Genomic DNA, 18,894 nt, shown 5'->3' with positions numbered 1-18,894 from the left:
CGGTCGCGAAGCAGCTGATCCTTTTCAGGTGTTGCATCCGGTGGTGCAGCACCACATCGTCAACACCCTTGGCTGGACGAGCTTGCGGCCATTGCAGTCCCAGGCGATCGAGCCCATCGTGGCAGGACAGGACGCCCTGTTGCTGGCTCCGACCGCCGGCGGGAAGACCGAGGCCGCTTTGTTCCCACTCCTCACCCGGATGGCGGCTGATGACTGGCGGGGCACATCTGTGCTCTACGTGTGCCCGCTGCGGGCCCTCCTCAACAACCTTGAGCCGCGACTGTCCGCGTACGCGGGCTGGCTGGGCCGAACAGCAGCCGTTCGCCACGGCGACACCAAGCAGTCGGTGCGCCGCCGGTTGACGATCGAACATCCCGATGTGCTGCTGACAACGCCGGAGTCGCTGGAGTCGATGCTCGTCTCAGCGGTCACCGATCCTCGATCCTTACTGTCAGATGTCCGCGCAGTCGTAGTGGACGAGATTCATGCCTTCGCCGGCGACGACCGGGGCTGGCACCTCCTCGCGGTGCTTGCCCGCGTGAGCGAGATCGCGGGCCGCCGGTTGCAACGGATCGGCCTGTCGGCGACCGTTGGCAACGCTACAGAGCTGTTGTCTTGGTTCCAAGGCTCGACGTCAGCGGATCGCGGAGTAGGCCAGGTGATCAGTCTGGAGATCGGCAACCGGTCGAACGAGGGCAGCGTGGTCGAACCGTCGATCGAGATCGACTATGTGGCGTCCCTGGTGAATGCGGCGAAGGTCATCTTTGCACTGCACACGGGGGAGAAGCGGCTGGTCTTTGCCGAGACACGAGCGAATGTCGAGGTGCTGGCGAACCAGCTGCGTCGGCTCGGCACCGAGACGTACGTGTCGCATTCCTCCTTGAGTTCTGACGAGCGGCGTCGGGCGGAGCAAGCGTTCGCCGAGGCCCGGGACTGCGTCATCGTGTCGACCTCAACCCTGGAGCTGGGGATCGATGTCGGTGATCTTGATCGGGTGATCCAGGTCGGCACTCCGCAGACCGTCGCATCCTTCCTGCAACGGCTCGGGCGCACCGGGCGCCGACCCGGCAGCAGTCGCAACCTGCTGTTCCTGGCCGTGACAGACGATGAACTCGTGCAGACGACGGCGCTGGCGCTGCTCTGGGAGGAGGGCTTTGTCGAGCCAGTAGTGCCGCCTCCGTTGCCACGGCATGTGCTGGCCCAGCAACTCGTGGCGCTGGCGCTACAGAAGCGGGCTCTCCCACGGGGCTCGTGGTGGCAGCCGTTAGGCGGACTTGCGCTCGGGTCAGATGTCGATCGGGAGTTGATCACCGATTGGATGGTCCAGACCGGTCACCTCGATGTCGACGGCCCGATGGTGTTCGTCGGCCCTGAAGCGGAGAAGCAGTTCGGTCGCCGGCATTTCCTCGAGTTGCTGTCGGTCTTCACGTCCTCGCCGCAGTTCACAATCGTGCACGGCCGAACCGAGATCGGTCAGGTTGACCCCTTCGTACTCGTCCGCAAGGTGACTGGACCTCGCGTGCTCGCACTGGCCGGGCGGGGGTGGCTGGTGACCGCGATCGACTGGGCCAGGCGGCGCGCGCACGTCGAGCCGGCCGACGTGTCTGGCGCCGCTCGCTGGATCAGCGTCGGGCAGCCGCAGACACACGAGTTCGTCGATGCCCAGCGGCGAGTGCTGCTCGGTGCTCTGCCGACCCGAACACGGCTGTCGCGCCGGGCGATTGAGCACCTGCCGGCGGTGCACGCGGAGTACCTGAACCGGGTTGATGCGGACAGCACGCTGGTTGTCACTGACGCCGGTCGCACTCGGTGGTGGACCTGGGCCGGTGGCCGAGCGAACGCGATCCTGGTTGCTGCATTGGAGTCGGTCGACCCAACGCTGGTCGATGACGACTACGTGTACGACAACCGCCAAATAGGGCTGCGCAGCAGTGTCGGTGCTCATGACCTGCGACGGACCGTGCACGAGGTGCAAGCTCGGGTGAGCGACCTTGCGGGTCTCCGGCCTTTCGTCAGCGACCGGGCGCTGGAACAGCTGAAGTTCTCCGAGCTGTTGCCGCCAGATCTGGCTCGCGACACCCTGCAGTCCCGGCTGGCTGATCGCGAGGGCGCAATCAGGGTTCTGGCGCGTCCGATCGCGACCTGGGTGCCAGGTCCTAGAGGCGGCGCGTGAGCCTTCCACGTCGATGGACGGTTACCGGGCGCGGATTCGAGGCCGATCGTCCGTGACCACCCAGCTGGTGCGCTTGGTGTCAACCCGCGCCCCGATTGGAAGTGGTCGCTCATCCGGAAGTTGACCGGAGTTATTACATAGTTGTGCCATTGGAGATCGCATGGAGTTCACAGGGCTTACCCAAAGCACCCGCTGTGCCGTCAATCTTGAGGATGACGGTCCGCTTGAAAATCGCGCTGCGACACCTGATTCTTGAGGCATGGACCAGCCGACCTACCCCGATCCTGGCGCCAGCACTTCCGTCGAGGACGAGGCGCCGGCTGACGAGGCGGCGACTCGTGCCTACCTCCTGAAGCGTTCTGGGCGCGAGTTCACCCCGCTGCTGAGGGACTTTGTTCAGAACCCCGACAAGAGTTTGGCCAACCGCGCTGGCCCGCTGAGCGAGTTCATCCGCAAGGGCGATCGTCGCGGGCTCCTAGCGCTGCTGTTCGCGCACGCGATCATAAGCAGCGGGGCAGGAGAAGATGGCTGGAGCACAACGCTGCCCCTCGCGGTCTGGGCGCGTGTGTTCGACGCCACCAAGACCGCCGACCGCGCATCCGCGTCCTCCGCGGCCACCAAGATCCTAAGTCGCCTCGAGCAGCGAAACCTCATCACTCGGCAGCGCACGGGGAAGGCGCGCAACATCACTATCACCCTGCTGCGGCCCGACGGATCGGGGACGTCGTACACCAGACCAGACGGCCACGCTGATCGTTTTCTCAAGCTCAGCCATCGGTTCTGGACCGAAGGTTGGTACGAGAAGCTGGACACTCCGGCGCTCGCGATGCTGCTTGTGTCTCTGCACGAAAAGCCAGGATTCGAACTGGCGTCCGAGCGAGTGCCAGATTGGTATGGCTGGAGTGCAGACACTGCCGAGCGCGGGATAAAGACACTCGAGCAGTTGGGTCTCGTCAGCATTCGTAAGCGGATCAAGACCGCCCCGCTCGCACCGACTGGCGCTACCGAGGTCAATGTCTACACCCTGGTCGGACTCCTCGTCCCGCCTGCGACCGTCCCGATCAAGTCGTCAAAGAAGGCGTTGGCGCCCGAAACAACAGCGAATCCTGCGCCAGTGACCCCGCCTCCTGGTACTTCGACAGGGATCTGGCCGTGAGTACGCACATCTACGTCGACGAGACGAAGGCCAAGGGGTATCTGGTCGCAGCCGCCATCGGCAGCTATGACCAGTTGCGGATCGCGAAGAGGGAACTCGACGGTCTACTTCTGCCCGGACAGCGAAGCCTGCACATGAAGGACGAGAAGGAGTCCCGCAAACGAGCGATCGCCGACACGATCGTCAGGTTCCAGAGTCTCGAACTTCGAGTCGCGCTCTACGACGCGGGGCGCATCGGGACAGAGCGCGACCGGCGTGTGCGGTGCTTTCGGGCGCTCCTGGACGATGTTCCGCGGGACGTGCAGACGAGGGTGTTGTTCGACCGCGACGAGACACTGCTGAGCTGGGACCGCCAAACACTCCTGGACCTCACGAGTACGGGCGACCTACGTGATCGGATCAGCTACGCCCACGTCACCCGACACCAGGAGCCACTGCTGATCCTGCCCGACGCGATCGCCTGGTGCTGGGCGAAGGGCGGCCACTGGCGGCAGCGGGTGCGACCAATCGTGAGCGCGGTGCGAGAGATCTGAGATGCGCGAAGCCCGAGCGCCACGGTCGTCCGGCCGGGTCTCGGGCTCACTTCCTGAGGCTCAGCGCCCCAGTCACCGTCAAGTATGCCAGATGCGTCGTGGCCGGACCAAGAGGCCCAGATCGCTGGGCCCAGCTTGCCATCTTGTCGGTTGGATAACCGGTCGGTTGTCAGAGGGTCTCCCTAGAATCGCAGGGTGCTACGGATGATCGATCTTCGCCGATGAGCGGACTGCCGGTCCGTCCCGAGCTGGTCGGGGAGGTCCCGTACGGCGCGCCGCAGCTGGACGTGCCCTACTGCCTGAATGTCAACGAGAACCCCTACCCGCCCAGCGACAAGGTTGCTGCGGAGATCGGCGCCGCCGCGGCTGCCGCAGCCAAGAGCATGAACCGTTACCCGGAGCGGGACGCTGTCGAACTCCGCGCCGACCTGGCCGCCTATCTCGGACACGGGCTGACCGCAGACCAGGTGTGGGCGGCCAACGGCAGCAACGAGGTGATGCTGCATGTGCTGATGGCCTTCGGCGGCCCGGGCCGCACGGTGTTGAGCTTCGCCCCCACCTATTCGATGTATCCGGAGTACGCCCGCGACAGCCACACCGGCTGGACGACCTTCCCGCGCCGCGATGACTTCACCATCGATCCCGTCACGGCGGTGCAGGCTGTCACCGAGCAACGCCCCGACGTCATCTTGATCGCCAGCCCGAACAACCCGTCGGGTACGGCGGTCGACCTCGACACCATCCGCGCCATCGTCGACGCCGCGCCGGGCGTGGTGGTGGTCGATGAGGCCTACTACGAGTTCGTTCGGCCGGGCACACCGAGCGCGCTTGAACTGCTGCCGGACTATCCGCGGCTCGCGGTGACCAGGACGATGTCCAAGGCCTTTGCCTTCGCCGGCGGGCGGCTGGGCTATCTGGCCGCCTCACGCGAATTCGTCGATGCCCTCCGAGTCGTGCGGCTGCCCTATCACCTCTCAGCGGTCACCCAGGCTGTCGCCCGCGTCGCGCTGGCGAACGCCGACGAACTGCTCGCGGCGGTCGACAAGCTCAGGGCCAATCGGGACGCCCTCGCCGCCTGGTTGGCGGACCAGGGCCTGCAGGCCGCCGACTCCGACGCCAACTTCGTGCTGTTCGGCCGGTTCGCCGATCGCCAGGCCGTCTGGCAGGCTCTTCTTGACAAAGGTGTGCTGATCCGGGTCGTCGGTCCGGAAGGCTGGTTGCGTGTCTCGGCCGGGACCGACGAGGAGATGGCGGCGTTCAAGGCCGCCTTGACGTCGGTGCTGGGGACCGAGAAGGGACGATTGCTGTGAGCTCGGAGCAGGCGGGGAGCCGCACGGCCACGATCGAGCGGGCCACCTCGGAGTCGAGCGTCAAGGTGAGCCTCGACCTCGACGGCTCCGGCCGGTCCAGCATCAGCACCGGGGTCGGCTTCTACGACCACATGCTCACCGCGCTGGCCAAGCATGGTCTGCTCGACCTGACGGTGGAGAGCGTCGGCGACGTGCACATCGACGCCCATCACGTCGTCGAGGACACCGCGATCGTGCTCGGTCAGGCGATCCGGGAGGCCCTCGGCGACAAACGGGGGATCCGCCGGTTCGCCGACGCTCTGGTGCCGCTGGACGAGGCGCTGGCTCAGGCTGTGGTCGATGTGTCCGGTCGGCCGTACTGCGTGCACACCGGGGAACCGCCCGGTCAGGAGTATGCACTGATCGGCGGCGGTCCGTTTCCGTCTGGACAGGGCGGCGTCCCGTACGCAGGCTCGTTGACCCGGCACGTGCTGGAGACCCTCGCGTTCCACGCGCACATCTGTCTGCACGTACGCGTGCTGTCGGGTCGCGACCCGCACCACATCGTCGAGGCCCAGTTCAAGGCCGTCGCTCGAGCGCTGCGGGATGCGATCGCGCTCGATCCCCGGGTGGACGGCGTGCCGAGCACCAAGGGGGCTCTCTAGGTGGGGACCCCGAATATCGTGGTGCTCGACTACGGATCGGGCAACATCCGCTCCGCTGAGCGGGCCGTCGCCAAGGCGGGTGCGCGGGTCACCGTGACCTCCGACCCGGCGTTGGCCGCCGCCGCGGACGGCCTGGTGGTGCCCGGTGTTGGTGCCTTTGCCGCCTGCATGGCAGGTCTGGTCGAGGTCGGCGGACCAAGGCTCATCGCGGAACGAGTCGCCGCAGACAAGCCGGTGCTGGCTATTTGCGTCGGTCACCAGGTGCTGTTCGGCAACGGGATCGAGCACGGCGTGAACGCCGACGGCTGCGGCATCTGGCCGGGCACCGTGGAGCTGCTGCACGCTGATCGGCTGCCCCACATGGGCTGGAACACCGTGGAGCCGGCGCCCGGCAGCGAGTTGTTCGCCGGCATCGAGTCCGAGCGGTTCTACTTCGTGCACTCGTACGGCGTCCGCGAGCTCCCGGAGACCGAGGACCGGCGGATCACCTGGGCCGAGCACGGCGGTGACCGGTTCGTGGCCGCCGTCGAGCAGGGGCCGCTGTGGTCCACCCAGTTCCATCCGGAGAAGTCCGGGGTCGCGGGTGGCCGGCTGATCAGGAACTGGATCGCACGGCTGTGACCCGGCGTACGGCGATCTTCGACCTGGGCGGTGTGGTGCTGTCCTGGGATCCCGTACGAGCCTTCAAGGCAGAGGTCGATGTCGATGAGGCCCGCCAGCTGATGCGGGACGTCGACTTCGCCAACTGGAACCGTCGCAACGACGAGGGACGCCGATTCGCCGAAGGCGAGGCTGAAGTGGCCCGCAACTGGCCGCAGTATGCCGAGACGATCACCGCCTATCGACGCTATTTCGACCGAGCCCTGACCGGGCCCGTGCCGGGCACCTCCGCGGTGCTCGCCGAACTCGCGCGGGGCGGAGTCCGCCTGCTCGGACTGACCAACTGGTCGGACGAAACCTTTCCTATGGCACAACGCAGGTTCGGCATCCTGAAGCGGTTGGAAGCCATCGTGGTGTCCGGTCGGGAAGGGATCATCAAGCCGGATCCGCGGCTCTACAACCTGTTGCTCGACCGGTTCGGCGTCGACGCGTCGACCGCGATCTTCGTCGACGACAACCCGGCGAACTGTGTGGCGGCCACCGAGCTGGGGCTGACCGCCATCCAGTTCACCGACGCCGACACACTTCGCGCCCGACTCGTGGAACTGGGACTGTTGGGCGCGCGCCCGCCGATCAGCCAGCCGCTGTATCACACCACTCAGCGGATCGTTTGGGACGAAGCGCGGCGGGCCGGCTCCTACCCGTGGTCCAGCCACGGCACCAGCTATGAGGCCGAGGGCTTCGTGCACCTGGCCTATCGCGAACAGGTCGAGGCGGTGATCGAGCGCTATTTCGGCCGCTTCGAACCCGAGGAGCTCATCGTGCTCGAGCTGGATCCCGGGCGGGCACGACCGGTGGTCGAGGAGGGCACGACGTACTCCTTTCCGCATTTGTTCGCCCCGTTGAGCCAGGAGATGGTCGTCCGGGAGCTTGATGTTCACGAGCTGTTCAATGCCTCGGCCTAGCCTCGCCGGGTGCTTCGCAAAGCTCTCCTGGTCGCCGCTTTCGACTCCCAGCTCAAATGGCTGGCCGGCATCCGCGGGGAGCTGACGGCTCGAGGAATCGACTGCACCGTCCTGGTGCCTGACGTCCGTTCCGCGCTCTCACCGGGTCAGATCGCTGCCGCCGGGTTCGAAGCCGTCGAGTCTTGCAGCTGGACCGAGCTGGTCAGCCGGGCATTGGCCAGCGAGGTGGTGGTCTGCGCGCTCTCGGGGCCGTCCACCCTGCGGTTCACCGTCGACCTGGCAGCCGAACTGAGCGAGCGAGCGGCCGACGGCGAACCGGGGCCGGTGCTGGTCACGGGCTGGGTGGGTGTCGTCATCGAGAAGATCGCCGCCGGCTATCTCGACCGATCGGGCTCGGATGTCGTCGCCGTCAACTGCGTGGCCGACCTCGAATACTTCCTAGGCGTCGCAGGCCAGCTAGGGCTCGCCGCCGACAATCTGCTGCTGTCGGGGCTGCCGATCTTGACGTCATCGCTGAAGCCCCCGCATGGCCGACCGATCCGGCAGGTGCTCTTTGCCGACCAGCCGACGGTCCCCAGGCAAGCCGGCGAACGACGGTACGTCTACACGCGGCTGATCGACTACGCGTACGCCCATCCCGACCGGGAGGTGCTGCTCAAGCCGCGACACCGCCCGGACGAGGACACCTTCCACACCATGAAGCACCATCCCGAGGACCTGCTGGCCGGGATCGAGCGCCCGCCGAACTTCCGGATCGACTACACGCCGATCAGCGAGGCGCTTCCACAGGTGGACCTGCTGCTGACCGTGTCCTCGACGGCGTGCCTGGAAGCGGTCGGCGCGGGCTGCCGGGTCGGGCTCATCCTGGATCTCGGGGTGCACGAGCGCTACGGCAACCAGGTGTTCCTGCCCAGCGGGCTGCTGCGTACCTTCGATGAGCTGATCGACGATCAACTCGGGACGCCGGCTCAACCGTGGCTGGACAGCTACTTCTTCGATCGACCGGGCACGGCGGCCGAGCTCATCGGCGATCGGGTGGAGAAGCTGCTGGCGTCGGGGGAACGGCCGTCACGAGCGGTGTGGGACTCGGCCTATTTCGCCAGCACTGCACGCTATCTGCGCAGTACGCCGGTGCCTGGGATGGTGCGCCGTGACCCGGGCGGGAAGATCATCCGAGATCTCCTGCCACCGGTGCTGCTGCGCCGGGCGCGCCGCCTGCGACGACGGGCTCAACGCTGAGCGGTGTCACACGCCAGGGCCGGGCGGTGTCTCGTGAGCATGACGACCTCACATGACACTCCTCGTTTCCTCTCTGTCGCCCCAGGGCCCGGCACCGAGCTCGACGCTCGGCGGCTGCTGGCCAGGGTGCCCATCGACCAGCCACCCGGACTGACCGGACGGCTGATCAACTGGCTCAGCAACCGGCTCTACGGCCAAGCGGCTGACAACGGTTTCGCCATGGCCGCCAACCGCAAGGTCTTGTGGGCGACCCTGTTTCACGAGCGCCGGGTGGCGAAGTTCGACAGCCTGGACCCGCTGCTGACCTCGTTGGCGGAGATGGCGGTGGCGATCGAGATCGGCTGCTCCTGGTGCGTGGACTTCGGGTTCTTCAAGGCCAACGGGGAGGACCTCGATCTCGCCAAGCTCGCTGCCGTGCCGCGCTGGCGCGAAGCCGACAACCTGAGCCCGCTGGAAAAGCAGGTGATCGAGTACGCGATTGCGTCGACCGCGACCCCGAGCGCGGCGACCGACGAGATGGTCGTACGGCTGCGGGAAGCGCTTGGCGACAAGGCGCTGATCGAGCTGACCATGATGATCTCGGTCGAGAACCAGCGCTCTCGGTTCAATGCGTCACTGGGACTGGTCTCCCAAGGGTTCTCGGCGAGCTGTCAGCTACCGTCGAACCGTGGCTGATCCGACGGCGACCGCGTCCGACGACGAGCTGTTCGACGAGCACCGGTCGTTGCTGTTCACCGTCGCGTACGAGCTGCTGGCCAGCGTCGCCGACGCGGAGGACGTGGTGCAGGAGACCTACCTGCGGTGGACGGGACGGCCGGCGGACGTCGAAGTCAGCAGCCCGAAGGCCTACCTGGCGCAGATCGCGACCCGGCTGTCGCTGAACAGGCTGCGTACCCTGGCTCGGCGACGTGAGGACTACGTCGGACCGTGGCTGCCGGAGCCGCTGCTCACCGCACCCGACGTGGCCGACGACATCGTGCTCGCGGAGTCGGTGTCACTGGCGCTGCTGGTCGTGCTGGAGTCGTTGGGTCCCAAGGAACGCGCGGTGTTCTTGCTGCGAGAGGTCTTCGGCTATGACCACGCCGAGATCGCCGACTCGTTGGACATGACGCCGGCCGCGGTCCGCCAGACCGCGCATCGAGCCCGGCAGCACGTTGAGGCTCGCAGACCTCGCTTCGAGCCCGACGATGAGTTGGCGGAGCAGGTACGCGAGCGCTTCACCGCGGCGGTGATCGGCGGCGACATCCAAGGACTGATGGATCTGATGGCGCCGGACGTGGTGGTGCTCTCCGACGGCGGAGGCAAGGTGCGAGCGGCCCGGCGGCCCGTGCAGGGTGCGGACGCGGCAGCCCGGCTGCTGGTGGGGATCACACAGAAGGCGGCCCCAGGGCTCCAGCTGGAACCGGCACTCATCAACGGCGTACCGGGCTGGCGGGCCTGGGCCGGCGAGCAGCTGATGGCTGCCGTTCAGCTGGTGGTCGTGGATCAAGTCGTCGAGCAGGTCTTGATCATGCTGAACCCGGAGAAGCTCGGCGGGCTTGGAAAGCCTTGGTCGGTGACCCGATGACCCGGTGACGTGGTCCGTCGACTCTTGTTGGTCACCTGTTCAGGCGACATCGGCCGTTCAGCAAGGTTATCGACCTAGCGTGCGAGCATGAGCATCATCCCCAATGCGCCCATGACGACGCTGCAGATCCCCACCCGCACCATCGGGGACAAGATCATCGGCGCCGGCCATCCGGTCTATGTCACCGGTGAGATCGGCATCAACCACAATGGAGAGCTCAGCAACGCGTTCGCGCTGATCGACCAGGCTGCCGCCGCCGGCTGTGATGCGGTGAAGTTCCAGAAGCGAACCCCCGAGATCTGCACGCCGCGAGATCAATGGGACCTCGAGCGAGACACGCCGTGGGGCCGGATGCGTTATATCGACTACCGGCATCGGGTCGAGTTCGGTGCCGACGAATACGCGGCAATCGACGCGTACGCACGCTCGCGTGCCATCGCCTGGTTCGCCTCGCCGTGGGATGTCGAGTCGGTCGACTTCCTCGAACAGTTCGACGTGCCGGCACACAAGGTCGCCTCGGCATCGCTGACCGACGACGAGCTGCTGCGTCGGCTGCGGGCCACCGGACGGACGATCATCCTCTCCACCGGCATGTCGACGCCGCGCCAGATCCGGCACGCCGTCGAGGTGCTGGGCAGCGACAACATCGTGCTCTGCCATGCCACGAGCACCTATCCGGCCAAGCCGCTGGAGCTCAACCTGCGGATGATCCACACGCTGCAGGCCGACTTCCCGAATGTGCCGATCGGCTATTCGGGGCACGAGGTGGGACTGCAGACCACCCTGGCAGCGGTCGCCCTCGGGGCCACGTTCGTCGAGCGGCACATCACGTTGGACCGGGCGATGTGGGGCTCCGACCAGGCTGCCTCGGTCGAGCCGCCGGGGCTGCAGCGGCTGGTCCGCGACATTCGGACGATCACCGACTCCCTCGGCGACGGGGTGAAGCGGATCTATGACGGCGAACTGGTGGCCATGAAGAAGCTGCGCCGGGTACAGACTGCCGACGAGGTCCAGCCGACCGAACCGATCCTGGTCGGCGCAAGTTGAGCGTGAAGACCGTCGCCTTGGTGGAGAGCCCGGCACAGCTGCTGAACGTGGTGGAGTGGGCACACTGGGCTCGGGCACGGCCGTCGGTCCTGGTGCTGGCGCCGGCGAACGAGACCAGCCGGTGGCAGTTGCGCACGATGGCGCAGGTGGCGCGCAGCGCCGGGCTGACGGTCTCTTGGCACGAGCCACGGTCCGGGGGCGCGGCAATTGCCCGCACCGTACGTGCGCTCGCCGGCGATCTGGCCGGCGCCGACCGGCTCGTGTTGGGCGATCCGTTCTCCGGCGTGATGCAGGTGGTGGTCAGCCTCGTCAAGCCGAGTGAGGTCACGTTCGTCGACGACGGCACAGCGACCTTGGAGTTGGCCCGGCAGTGGGTCGCCGGGGAGCATCTGCGACGTTGGCACCAGGTGGCGACGACGGAGCAGAAGCGGCACATCGCACGCTTTGCCCGGGACCAGATCGCAGACTCCCTGCGTCGCCGGCTGGAGCCCAGCTCCGGCTGCCGGCTCACCGTGTTCAGCTGTCTACCGGTCGAGCTCACCCAGGCCCAGGTCATCACCAACGACTATGGCTGGCTGCGTTCGCAGTATCCGAAGCCGGTGCTCAAGCTCGGCGCGGACCTCATCGGCACCTCCCTGGTCGAGACCGGCGTGGTGGCCGAGGGCGACTATGTGGTGGCGGTCGCCTCCCTCGCTGTCCGGCATCGCGCCGACCGTTATCTCGCGCATCGCAAGGAGTCACCTGCCAAGCTGGCGAGGATCGCTGCCCTGGGATTGCGGGTGGCGATCCCAGACCGGCCGCTCGAGCTCTTCCTGCGAGCCGGGGAGGTGGGCTCAGTGGTCGTCAGTTTTCCCTCCACCGTGGTCCATACGCTGCCGGTGGTGCTGGCCGGTACGGGAGTCGAACTGCTGGTGTGTGACATCGAACCGAGCTGGTACACACCGGACACCGGCGCTCACTCTCGACGTTTCCTCGGCACCGTGACCAGCGTCGCCCGCCGGCAGCACGGACTCGCCAGCGCCGCCTGCTGAACGCCAGGGTTTCGCGAGAAATCGGAACTGTCGCCGTCCGGCGATAGGGTCTTCCGCGTGAACGCACGTGGTGGAGACCGGTTGCAGTTGCTCCCGGCGGTGGATGTGGCCGGCGGACAGGCCGTCCAACTGGTGCAGGGGGTGGCCGGTTCGGAGCGGGTGTTCGGCGACCCGCGGGCCGCTGCCCGGCGCTGGCAGGACGCCGGCGCGGAGTGGATTCACCTGGTGGACCTCGACGCGGCCTTCGGTCGCGGCAGCAACGCCGAGGTCATCGCCGAGGTCACCGCCGCGATGGACCTGCAGGTGGAGTTGTCCGGCGGGATCCGCGACGACGCCTCGCTGGAGCGGGCCCTGGCGACCGGCTGCACCCGAGTCAACATCGGCACCGCCGCCTTGGAGCGGCCGGAGTGGTGCGCCGAGGTGATCGCGGCGTATGGCGAGCGGGTCGCCATCGGGCTCGACGTCCGCGGCTCCCGGCTCGCAGCCCGCGGCTGGACCCGGGAGGGCGGCGATCTCTGGGAGACCCTCGACCGGCTCGACGCGGCCGGGTGTGCCCGCTATGTGGTCACCGATGTCGCCTCCGACGGCATGCTCTCCGGACCCAACACCACGTTGTTGCGGCAGGTCTGTGCCCGCACGAATGCGCCGGTTGTGGCCAGTGGTGGGATATCGTCCCTCAGCGACATCGCCGCGCTTGCAGCGCTGGTCGACGAGGGCGTTGAGGGCGCCATCATCGGTACGGCACTGTACGTCGGCAACTTCACCTTGACCGATGCGCTCGAGCTCGCCGCGAGTTCAGCCAGGGAGGCCAGTTCACGATGAGTGTTGTGTCCCCGGCTGACACGTTCCGGCGCAGTGTGGCCGCACAGCAGCGCTCCGACCGACCGCTGCTCGACGGGCGGCTGCGCGATCTGCTGGCCGGCAAGAAGATCCTGATGACCGGTGTCACCGGCTTCATCGGGGAGCAGTTGCTGTGGAAGATCCTCACCGACCTGCCCGACACCACGCCGGCCGTCCTGGTGCGTCGCAAGCGATCTGCCGGTGCCCGGGACCGGATGATCACCGTGGTCAAGAAGGAGATCTTCCGTTCTGCGCGGGAGGCGGCCGGCGGTCCCGAGGCGCTGCTGGACAGCCGGATCGACGTGATCGAGGGCGATCTGCCGAACGTGCCGCCACTGCCGAACGACATCGACGTCGTGGTGCACTGCGCCGGCGACGTCTCCTTCGACCCACCCATCGACCAGGCCTTCACCACCAACGTGGTCGGCACCCAGGCGCTGATGGATCGGATGATCGAAGCCTGCTCCGACGACTCGGGCAATCTGGTCAAGGTCCCGCACTACGTGCACATCTCGACCGCGTACACCGCCGGTCGTCGGCGCGGGGCGATTCCCGAGGCGCCGCACGTTCACTCGATCGACTACGAGGCCGAGACCAAGGCCGGGCTGGCGATGCGGGATCTGATCGAGGCCGAGTCGCGAACCTCCGAGCAGCTCACGAAGCTGCGCAAGCAGGCCGAGCGCGAGCATCGGCAGGCCGGCTATCTGACCACGGCCGCCGACACCGAGCGGCGGCGCCAGGAATGGGTGCAGGCCGAGCTGGTCAAGGCCGGCACCGAGCGTGCCCGGTCGTTGGGTTGGACCGACGTCTACACCTTCACCAAGGCGCTGGGCGAGCGGGTGGTCGCCGAGGTCGGCGCCAACATCGAGGTGTCGGTGGTCCGGCCGGCCATCGTCGAGTCCTCCTGGCTGCACCCGTACCCGGGGTGGATCGAGGGCTTCAAGATGGCCGAGCCACTGATCCTGGCGTACGGGCGGGGCGAGCTGCCCGAGTTCCCGGCTTCGCCGGACGCAGTGGTGGACATCGTGCCCTGTGATCACGTGGTCAACGCGATCCTGGCCGTCTGTGCCACTCATCCCAGGATCGGCGAGCCGGAGTTCTATCACGTCAACTCCGGTGCCCGGAACCCGCTGACCTTCCAAGGCCTGTACGAGCGGATCCGGGAGTATTTCCTGGAGCACCCGCTGGAGGGTGGCCCGCGAGGGGCCGCCAAGCTGCCGCAGTGGCACTTTCCGGGGGCGGCGTCGGTGGAGCGACTGCTGTCCACCTCCGAGCGTGCCCACAAGCTGGCCGATCGGCTGCTGGACAAGGCTCCGCGCTCGGCACGGACCCGCAAGCTCGCGCTGGACCTGGACCGGACCCGCGGGCGACTCGACTTCCTGCGTCGGTATCTGTCGCTCTACAACGAGTACGCCCAGTCCGAGCTGCACTTCGTCGACGACAACACCTTGGCACTGACCGAGTCGCTGCATCCCGACGACCAGCCGATCTTCGCTTTCGACACCGCGGTCTACGACTGGGACACCTACATCAAGGACGTGCACTGCCCGTCCATCACCACCACGGTCCGCCGGATGGATGCGCTGCGCCGGCGGCGTGGTAACCGGCCGACCACGATGAAGGATCTGAGCAAGAACAAGGCCGGCGCCAGTGCCCTCGCGGTCTTCGACCTGGACGGCACCATCATGTCCACCAACGTGATCGAGCAGTACCTGTGGGCTCGGCTGCCGGAGATGTCGACGCCACGCCAGGTCGCTGAGCTCGGCCAGGTGCTGCAGCGGCTGCCCGCCTACCTGCGCGCCGAGCGGCGCGACCGGGGCACCTTCCTGCGCGCGGTCTACCGCCGGTACGCCGGTGCCGACCTGGAGGCGCTCGAGGAGTTCGTCGATACCCAGCTTGCACCGACCATCCTCAGCCGGCTGTCGCCGGATGCCGGCCGCCGGATCCGGGAGCACCGGGCCGCCGGCCACACCACGGTGTTGATCACCGGCGTGGTCCGGCCGCTGACCAGGCCGCTCCATCCGCTCTTCGACGTGGTGGTGGCCGCCGACCTGGCGACCGACGATCAGGGCCGCTGCACCGGTTTCCTGACCGGTCCGCCGCTGGTCGGGGAGTCCCGGGCCGCCTGGCTCACCCACTACGCCGCGCTGCACGACATCGACCTGAGTCGCAGCTTCGCCTACGCGGATTCCCACTCCGACCTGCCGATGCTGTCCGCGGTCGGGAACGCAGTTGCGGTCAGCCCGGACATCGCGTTGATGCGGGCCGCGGCGGCCAACCAATGGACAACGGTGGAGTGGAAGATCGCTCCTACGACACCACGCTGGGCCCTACCTCGATGACAGACGCAGGCACGATGATCCCGGCAACCCCGCAACATTCAAAGCCAGCGACAGGAGCACGCTAGATGGCCCGCCCCGGATTCGTCCTCGACGTCGATGAACGGACCCCACCGGTCCTGGTCGCTTCCGGCGACACCTTCCGGCTGGAGCGGCTGCCGCTCGGTGCCCGGGTGATCTACCCGGCCGACTCGCTGCCTGCCGTCCCGGTCGCCGAGGCGATCGCCGCCGCACTCGACAACCCGGTTGGCTCCGAACCGCTGAGCGCTCGGCTGCGTCCCGGTATGCGGCTGACCATCACCTTCGGTGACAACACCACCCCGGTGCCGGCCATGACGGCGCCCGACCTCCGGGCCAAGATCATCGAAGCCGTGCTCAGCCGGGCAGCCGCTGCCGGTGTGGACGATGTCGCGCTGATCGCCGCCATCGGTCTGAACCGCCGGCAGAGTGTCGCCGAGCTGCGCCAGCTGGTCGGCGAACGGGTGCTGCGCTCCTTCCTCGCCGATGGGCTGCTGACCAACCATGACGCCGAGGACACCGAGGCGCTGGCCGAGATCGGCACCGTCGGAGAGCTCAGCGTCGCGCTGAACCAACGGGTCGTCGACTCCGATCTCGTTGTGCATGTCCGGCTGGTCAACTCGCGCGGCGGCAACGGCGCGGCCGGGGTGCTCACCGGTCTCGGCGCGGCGAGCACGCTGGCCGGACTCGGGGCAGCCGACGCTGCTCCCGGACTGACCGCCCAGGCGGCTGAACTGGTGGCGGCCAAGATTCCGGTGTTCAGTGTCGAGGCGGTGCTGGACGCCGACGTGTTTCCCGAGCCGCTCAGCTTCCTCGCCAAGCGGGAGTGGGAGTGGAGCGTGAAGGACCAGGCCCGCTGGTTCGCCCTCCGCCGTGGCACGGCAGCGGTCACCTCGGCCAAGCTGCGTCGCCGGATCCTCGGTCGGCTGGCCGCCCCCTGGCACCCGATCGGTATCCAGGGCGGCGACCCGGCGGCTGTTGGAGCTGCCAGCAGTGCCGCTGCGCTGGCCCAACAGCAGGTCAGCGTCCCGGGTCAGGCCGACGTCGCCATCATCGGGGTGCCCAGCCTGAGCCCGTACAGCGTGGATTCGCCGATCAACCCGGTGGTCGCGGCGTGGTCCGGTCTGGCTGCCACCCTGGGTTCCCACACCGGTACACCGGTGGTTCGGGACGGGGGAGCGGTGATCTTGTTCCATCCGCTGGGCAGTGACTTCTCCCCGCTCTATCACCCTTCGTACGTGGACTTCTTCGCCGAGGTGCTGAGCGTCACCACCGACCCGGCGCAGATCAGTGCGGACTTCGAGAAGAAGTTCGCGACCGATCCTTGGTACATCCATCTCTATCGGACCAGTCATGCCTTCCATGGTCTGCACCCGGTGCATCGCTGGTACGAGATCGCCCGGGCGACGCAGGGGCTCTCAGATGTCGTGTGGGTCGGCGCCGATCGGGCCAACGCCGAACGGCTCGGTTTCCGGGCGGCCTCGACGCTCGCCGATGCGCTGGAGATCGTCTCCTCGACGGTCGGACGGACGCCGCAGATCAGCTATCTGCACACCCCGCCTCGGCTGGCGGTGGACGTCCAGTGAGTCGGGAGCTGGCCCCCTGGGCCGGCGCCGGCCCGCGGCGTCGGCCGGCGGGACGACTGGCCGAGGCCGCCAGCGACCTCCAGATCCTGGCCCGCGGCTGGCAATGGCACCTCACCGTCGACGTGGCCAAGTCCGCGCTGGACACCGCCATCGGCACGGTCAAGGGCGCCGAGGATGCGCCGCCGCTGCCGACCGGCTGGGCTCGTACCCCGCTCGTGGTGGCGGTCCGCGACACCGCACAGGCGGGCGTGTTGCGGCCCCTGATCAAGGCCGAGGTCGGTCTGGAGAGCTATGGCACCGAGAACCTGACGGGACTCGGCGGCCCGACGCTGCTGGTGGCCAACCATTCCTCGCATCTCGACGTGGGTTCGGTGCTCGCGACCTTGCCGGCCGCCTGGCGCGCGCGTACCGCGGTGGCGCTGACCTCCGACGCCTTCTTCCACACCTGGTGGAAGGCCGGGGCGGCAGCGCTGGGGTTCAACACGTTCCAACTGCCGGAGGCCGAGCCCAGCCGCGACGGTCAGACCCGCTTCGACGTGAGTCCGCTGGCGTCCGTGCTGGCATCGGGTTGGAACGTGCTGGTCTTCCCCGAAGGCGGCCGCACCCGCGACGGCGTGCTGCAGCCATTCAGCCCCGAAGTCGCGAGCGTTGCCGCCCAGCTTTCGGTGCCGGTGGTGCCGATCGGCATCCGGGGCGCCTTCACCGCGATGCCGCAGGGCACGACCTGGCCGCGCAAGGGACGACCGCGGGTCGCCGTCAGGTACGGTGCGCCGATCACGGCCCAGCCGGCGGAGTCCGGTGAGGTCTACACCGCGCGGATCCATCGGGCGGTCGCGGACCTGATCGACGAGGATGCCACCACCTGGTGGCAGGTCAGCCGCGGTGCCGGCGGATCGGGCGCGGAGCTGCCGGATGCTCGGTGGCGGCGCATCTGGCAGCAGAGCGAAGAGCCGACGGCGGGTGGTCGCCCCCGGCGGCGCAGGATCTGGCGTAGCTGAAGAAGGACTAGGGTTATTCACCATGTCGGGACATTCCAAGTGGGCGACCACCAAGCACAAGAAGGCGGTGATCGACGCTCGCCGCGGCAAGCTCTTCGCCAAGCTGATCAAGAACGTAGAGGTGGCGGCGCGGCTCGGCGGGGGAGACCCGGCCGGCAACCCCACCCTCTATGACGCCATCCAGAAGGCGAAGAAGAGCTCTGTCCCCAACGACAACATCGACCGGGCGGTCAAGCGCGGCTCGGGTGCCGAGGGCGGCGGTGCGGACTATCAGACGCTGTTCTACGAGGCGTACGGCCCGGCGGGCATCGCGCTGCTGATCGAGTGCCTGACCGACAACCGCAACCGGTCTGCCTCCGATGTCCGGGTCGCGGTGACGCGCAACGGCGGCACCATGGCCGATGTGGGCTCCACCCAGCGGATGTTCAGCCGCAAGGGCGTGGTCGTGGTGCCGAAGGTCCAAGAAGGTGGCAAGACGATCAGCGAGGACGACCTCCTGGAGGCGACCCTGGACGCCGACCCGGAAGAGGTCAACGATCTCGGGGACAACTTCGAGGTCATCTCCGATCCGGCCGACACGGTCCGTGTCAGAGAAGCGGTGCAGGCCGCTGGTCTGGACTACGAGTCCGCCGAGGTGTCGTTCGTGCCGGACTTCACCCAGGAGGTCGACGCCCCGACCGTCGAGAAGTTGTTCAAGATCATCGATGCGCTCGAGGACTCCGACGACGTGCAGAACGTCTACAGCAACTTCGACGCCTCCGACGAGGTCATGGCCTCTCTCGGCTGACCCGGGATTCTGGCGTGTCGGTCGGAGGCTCGAGCGGGCGGTTCGCGTAACGTACGAACGT

General features: G+C 67.6%; 17 protein-coding genes. All 17 read left to right on the top strand.

Annotated elements, in window-relative coordinates:
* Nucleotides 1-28: 28 nt before the first annotated feature.
* The 17 genes from MLP_RS13830 (at nt 29) to MLP_RS13750 (ending at nt 18,833) form a co-directional block, all read left to right on the top strand.
* Nucleotides 29-2,173: a DEAD/DEAH box helicase gene (locus MLP_RS13830; protein WP_197536413.1), complete on the top strand. Its 2,145-nt coding sequence runs from the start codon at nt 29-31 to the stop codon at nt 2,171-2,173.
* Between the two features lie 259 nt (nt 2,174-2,432).
* Nucleotides 2,433-3,329 carry a hypothetical protein gene (locus MLP_RS13825; RefSeq protein WP_013863740.1) on the top strand — a complete coding sequence of 299 codons (897 nt, stop codon included), beginning with the start codon at nt 2,433-2,435 and terminating at the stop codon, nt 3,327-3,329.
* Entirely contained in the window at nt 3,326-3,862 is a 537-nt protein-coding gene (locus MLP_RS13820; RefSeq protein WP_013863739.1) for a hypothetical protein, read from the top strand. The genes MLP_RS13825 and MLP_RS13820 overlap by 4 nt, the downstream gene beginning before the upstream one ends.
* Before the next feature lie 221 nt (nt 3,863-4,083).
* Nucleotides 4,084-5,172, top strand: coding sequence for a histidinol-phosphate transaminase (locus tag MLP_RS13815; protein ID WP_013863738.1), 1,089 nt, complete (start codon nt 4,084-4,086; stop codon nt 5,170-5,172).
* A complete protein-coding gene (gene hisB / locus MLP_RS13810; RefSeq protein ID WP_013863737.1) occupies nt 5,169-5,816 on the top strand; it encodes an imidazoleglycerol-phosphate dehydratase HisB in 648 nt (215 codons plus the stop codon). The genes MLP_RS13815 and hisB overlap by 4 nt, the downstream gene beginning before the upstream one ends.
* Nucleotides 5,817-6,437, top strand: a complete 621-nt coding sequence (gene hisH, locus MLP_RS13805; protein WP_013863736.1) for an imidazole glycerol phosphate synthase subunit HisH — start codon at nt 5,817-5,819, stop codon at nt 6,435-6,437.
* Entirely contained in the window at nt 6,434-7,381 is a 948-nt protein-coding gene (locus tag MLP_RS26455) for an HAD-IA family hydrolase (RefSeq protein WP_013863735.1), read from the top strand. Before hisH ends, MLP_RS26455 begins: the two co-directional genes overlap by 4 nt.
* A gap of 9 nt (nt 7,382-7,390) precedes the next feature.
* A complete protein-coding gene (locus tag MLP_RS13795; RefSeq protein WP_013863734.1) occupies nt 7,391-8,620 on the top strand; it encodes a DUF6716 putative glycosyltransferase in 1,230 nt (409 codons plus the stop codon).
* 39 nt (nt 8,621-8,659) lie between these two features.
* Complete coding sequence (locus MLP_RS13790; protein ID WP_197536412.1) at nt 8,660-9,295, top strand: carboxymuconolactone decarboxylase family protein; 636 nt, start codon at nt 8,660-8,662, stop codon at nt 9,293-9,295.
* Complete coding sequence (gene sigJ, locus MLP_RS13785; protein ID WP_013863732.1) at nt 9,288-10,187, top strand: RNA polymerase sigma factor SigJ; 900 nt, start codon at nt 9,288-9,290, stop codon at nt 10,185-10,187. Before MLP_RS13790 ends, sigJ begins: the two co-directional genes overlap by 8 nt.
* A gap of 87 nt (nt 10,188-10,274) precedes the next feature.
* On the top strand, nt 10,275-11,234 hold the full coding sequence (locus tag MLP_RS13780) for an N-acetylneuraminate synthase family protein (protein ID WP_013863731.1): 960 nt from the start codon (nt 10,275-10,277) through the stop codon (nt 11,232-11,234).
* Nucleotides 11,231-12,265: a hypothetical protein gene (locus MLP_RS13775; protein WP_041790063.1), complete on the top strand. Its 1,035-nt coding sequence runs from the start codon at nt 11,231-11,233 to the stop codon at nt 12,263-12,265. The genes MLP_RS13780 and MLP_RS13775 overlap by 4 nt, the downstream gene beginning before the upstream one ends.
* 57 nt (nt 12,266-12,322) lie before the next feature.
* Nucleotides 12,323-13,087 (top strand): bifunctional 1-(5-phosphoribosyl)-5-((5-phosphoribosylamino)methylideneamino)imidazole-4-carboxamide isomerase/phosphoribosylanthranilate isomerase PriA, encoded by a 765-nt coding sequence (gene priA / locus MLP_RS13770; RefSeq protein WP_013863729.1) that lies wholly within the window; start codon nt 12,323-12,325, stop codon nt 13,085-13,087.
* Nucleotides 13,084-15,447 (top strand): HAD-IB family hydrolase, encoded by a 2,364-nt coding sequence (locus MLP_RS13765; RefSeq protein WP_013863728.1) that lies wholly within the window; start codon nt 13,084-13,086, stop codon nt 15,445-15,447. Before priA ends, MLP_RS13765 begins: the two co-directional genes overlap by 4 nt.
* A 65-nt stretch (nt 15,448-15,512) precedes the next feature.
* Nucleotides 15,513-17,048 carry a lactate racemase domain-containing protein gene (locus MLP_RS13760; RefSeq protein ID WP_013863727.1) on the top strand — a complete coding sequence of 512 codons (1,536 nt, stop codon included), beginning with the start codon at nt 15,513-15,515 and terminating at the stop codon, nt 17,046-17,048.
* Nucleotides 17,045-18,046, top strand: a complete 1,002-nt coding sequence (locus tag MLP_RS13755) for a lysophospholipid acyltransferase family protein (RefSeq protein WP_013863726.1) — start codon at nt 17,045-17,047, stop codon at nt 18,044-18,046. Before MLP_RS13760 ends, MLP_RS13755 begins: the two co-directional genes overlap by 4 nt.
* Nucleotides 18,047-18,068: 22 nt before the next feature.
* Complete coding sequence (locus MLP_RS13750) at nt 18,069-18,833, top strand: YebC/PmpR family DNA-binding transcriptional regulator (RefSeq protein WP_013863725.1); 765 nt, start codon at nt 18,069-18,071, stop codon at nt 18,831-18,833.
* The last annotated feature ends 61 nt before the right edge of the window (nt 18,834-18,894 follow it).

The sequence above is a fragment of the Microlunatus phosphovorus NM-1 genome, from assembly GCF_000270245.1.
GTDB classification, from domain to species: Bacteria; Actinomycetota; Actinomycetes; order Propionibacteriales; family Propionibacteriaceae; genus Microlunatus; species Microlunatus phosphovorus.
The sequence above is the reverse complement of the archived record's forward strand: the minus strand, read 5'-3'. Positions and strand labels throughout refer to the sequence as shown.

What these genes read in the sequence shown, in the direction of transcription:
- MLP_RS13825 (WP_013863740.1), top strand. Translation starts at nt 2,433, where the DNA reads ATGGACCAGCCGACCTACCCCGATCCTGGCGCCAGCACTTCCGTCGAG.
- MLP_RS13815 (WP_013863738.1), top strand. Translation starts at nt 4,084, where the DNA reads ATGAGCGGACTGCCGGTCCGTCCCGAGCTGGTCGGGGAGGTCCCGTAC.
- MLP_RS13790 (WP_197536412.1), top strand. Translation starts at nt 8,660, where the DNA reads ATGACGACCTCACATGACACTCCTCGTTTCCTCTCTGTCGCCCCAGGG.
- MLP_RS13780 (WP_013863731.1), top strand. Translation starts at nt 10,275, where the DNA reads ATGAGCATCATCCCCAATGCGCCCATGACGACGCTGCAGATCCCCACC.
- MLP_RS13765 (WP_013863728.1), top strand. Translation starts at nt 13,084, where the DNA reads ATGAGTGTTGTGTCCCCGGCTGACACGTTCCGGCGCAGTGTGGCCGCA.
- MLP_RS13760 (WP_013863727.1), top strand. Translation starts at nt 15,513, where the DNA reads ATGGCCCGCCCCGGATTCGTCCTCGACGTCGATGAACGGACCCCACCG.
- MLP_RS13750 (WP_013863725.1), top strand. Translation starts at nt 18,069, where the DNA reads ATGTCGGGACATTCCAAGTGGGCGACCACCAAGCACAAGAAGGCGGTG.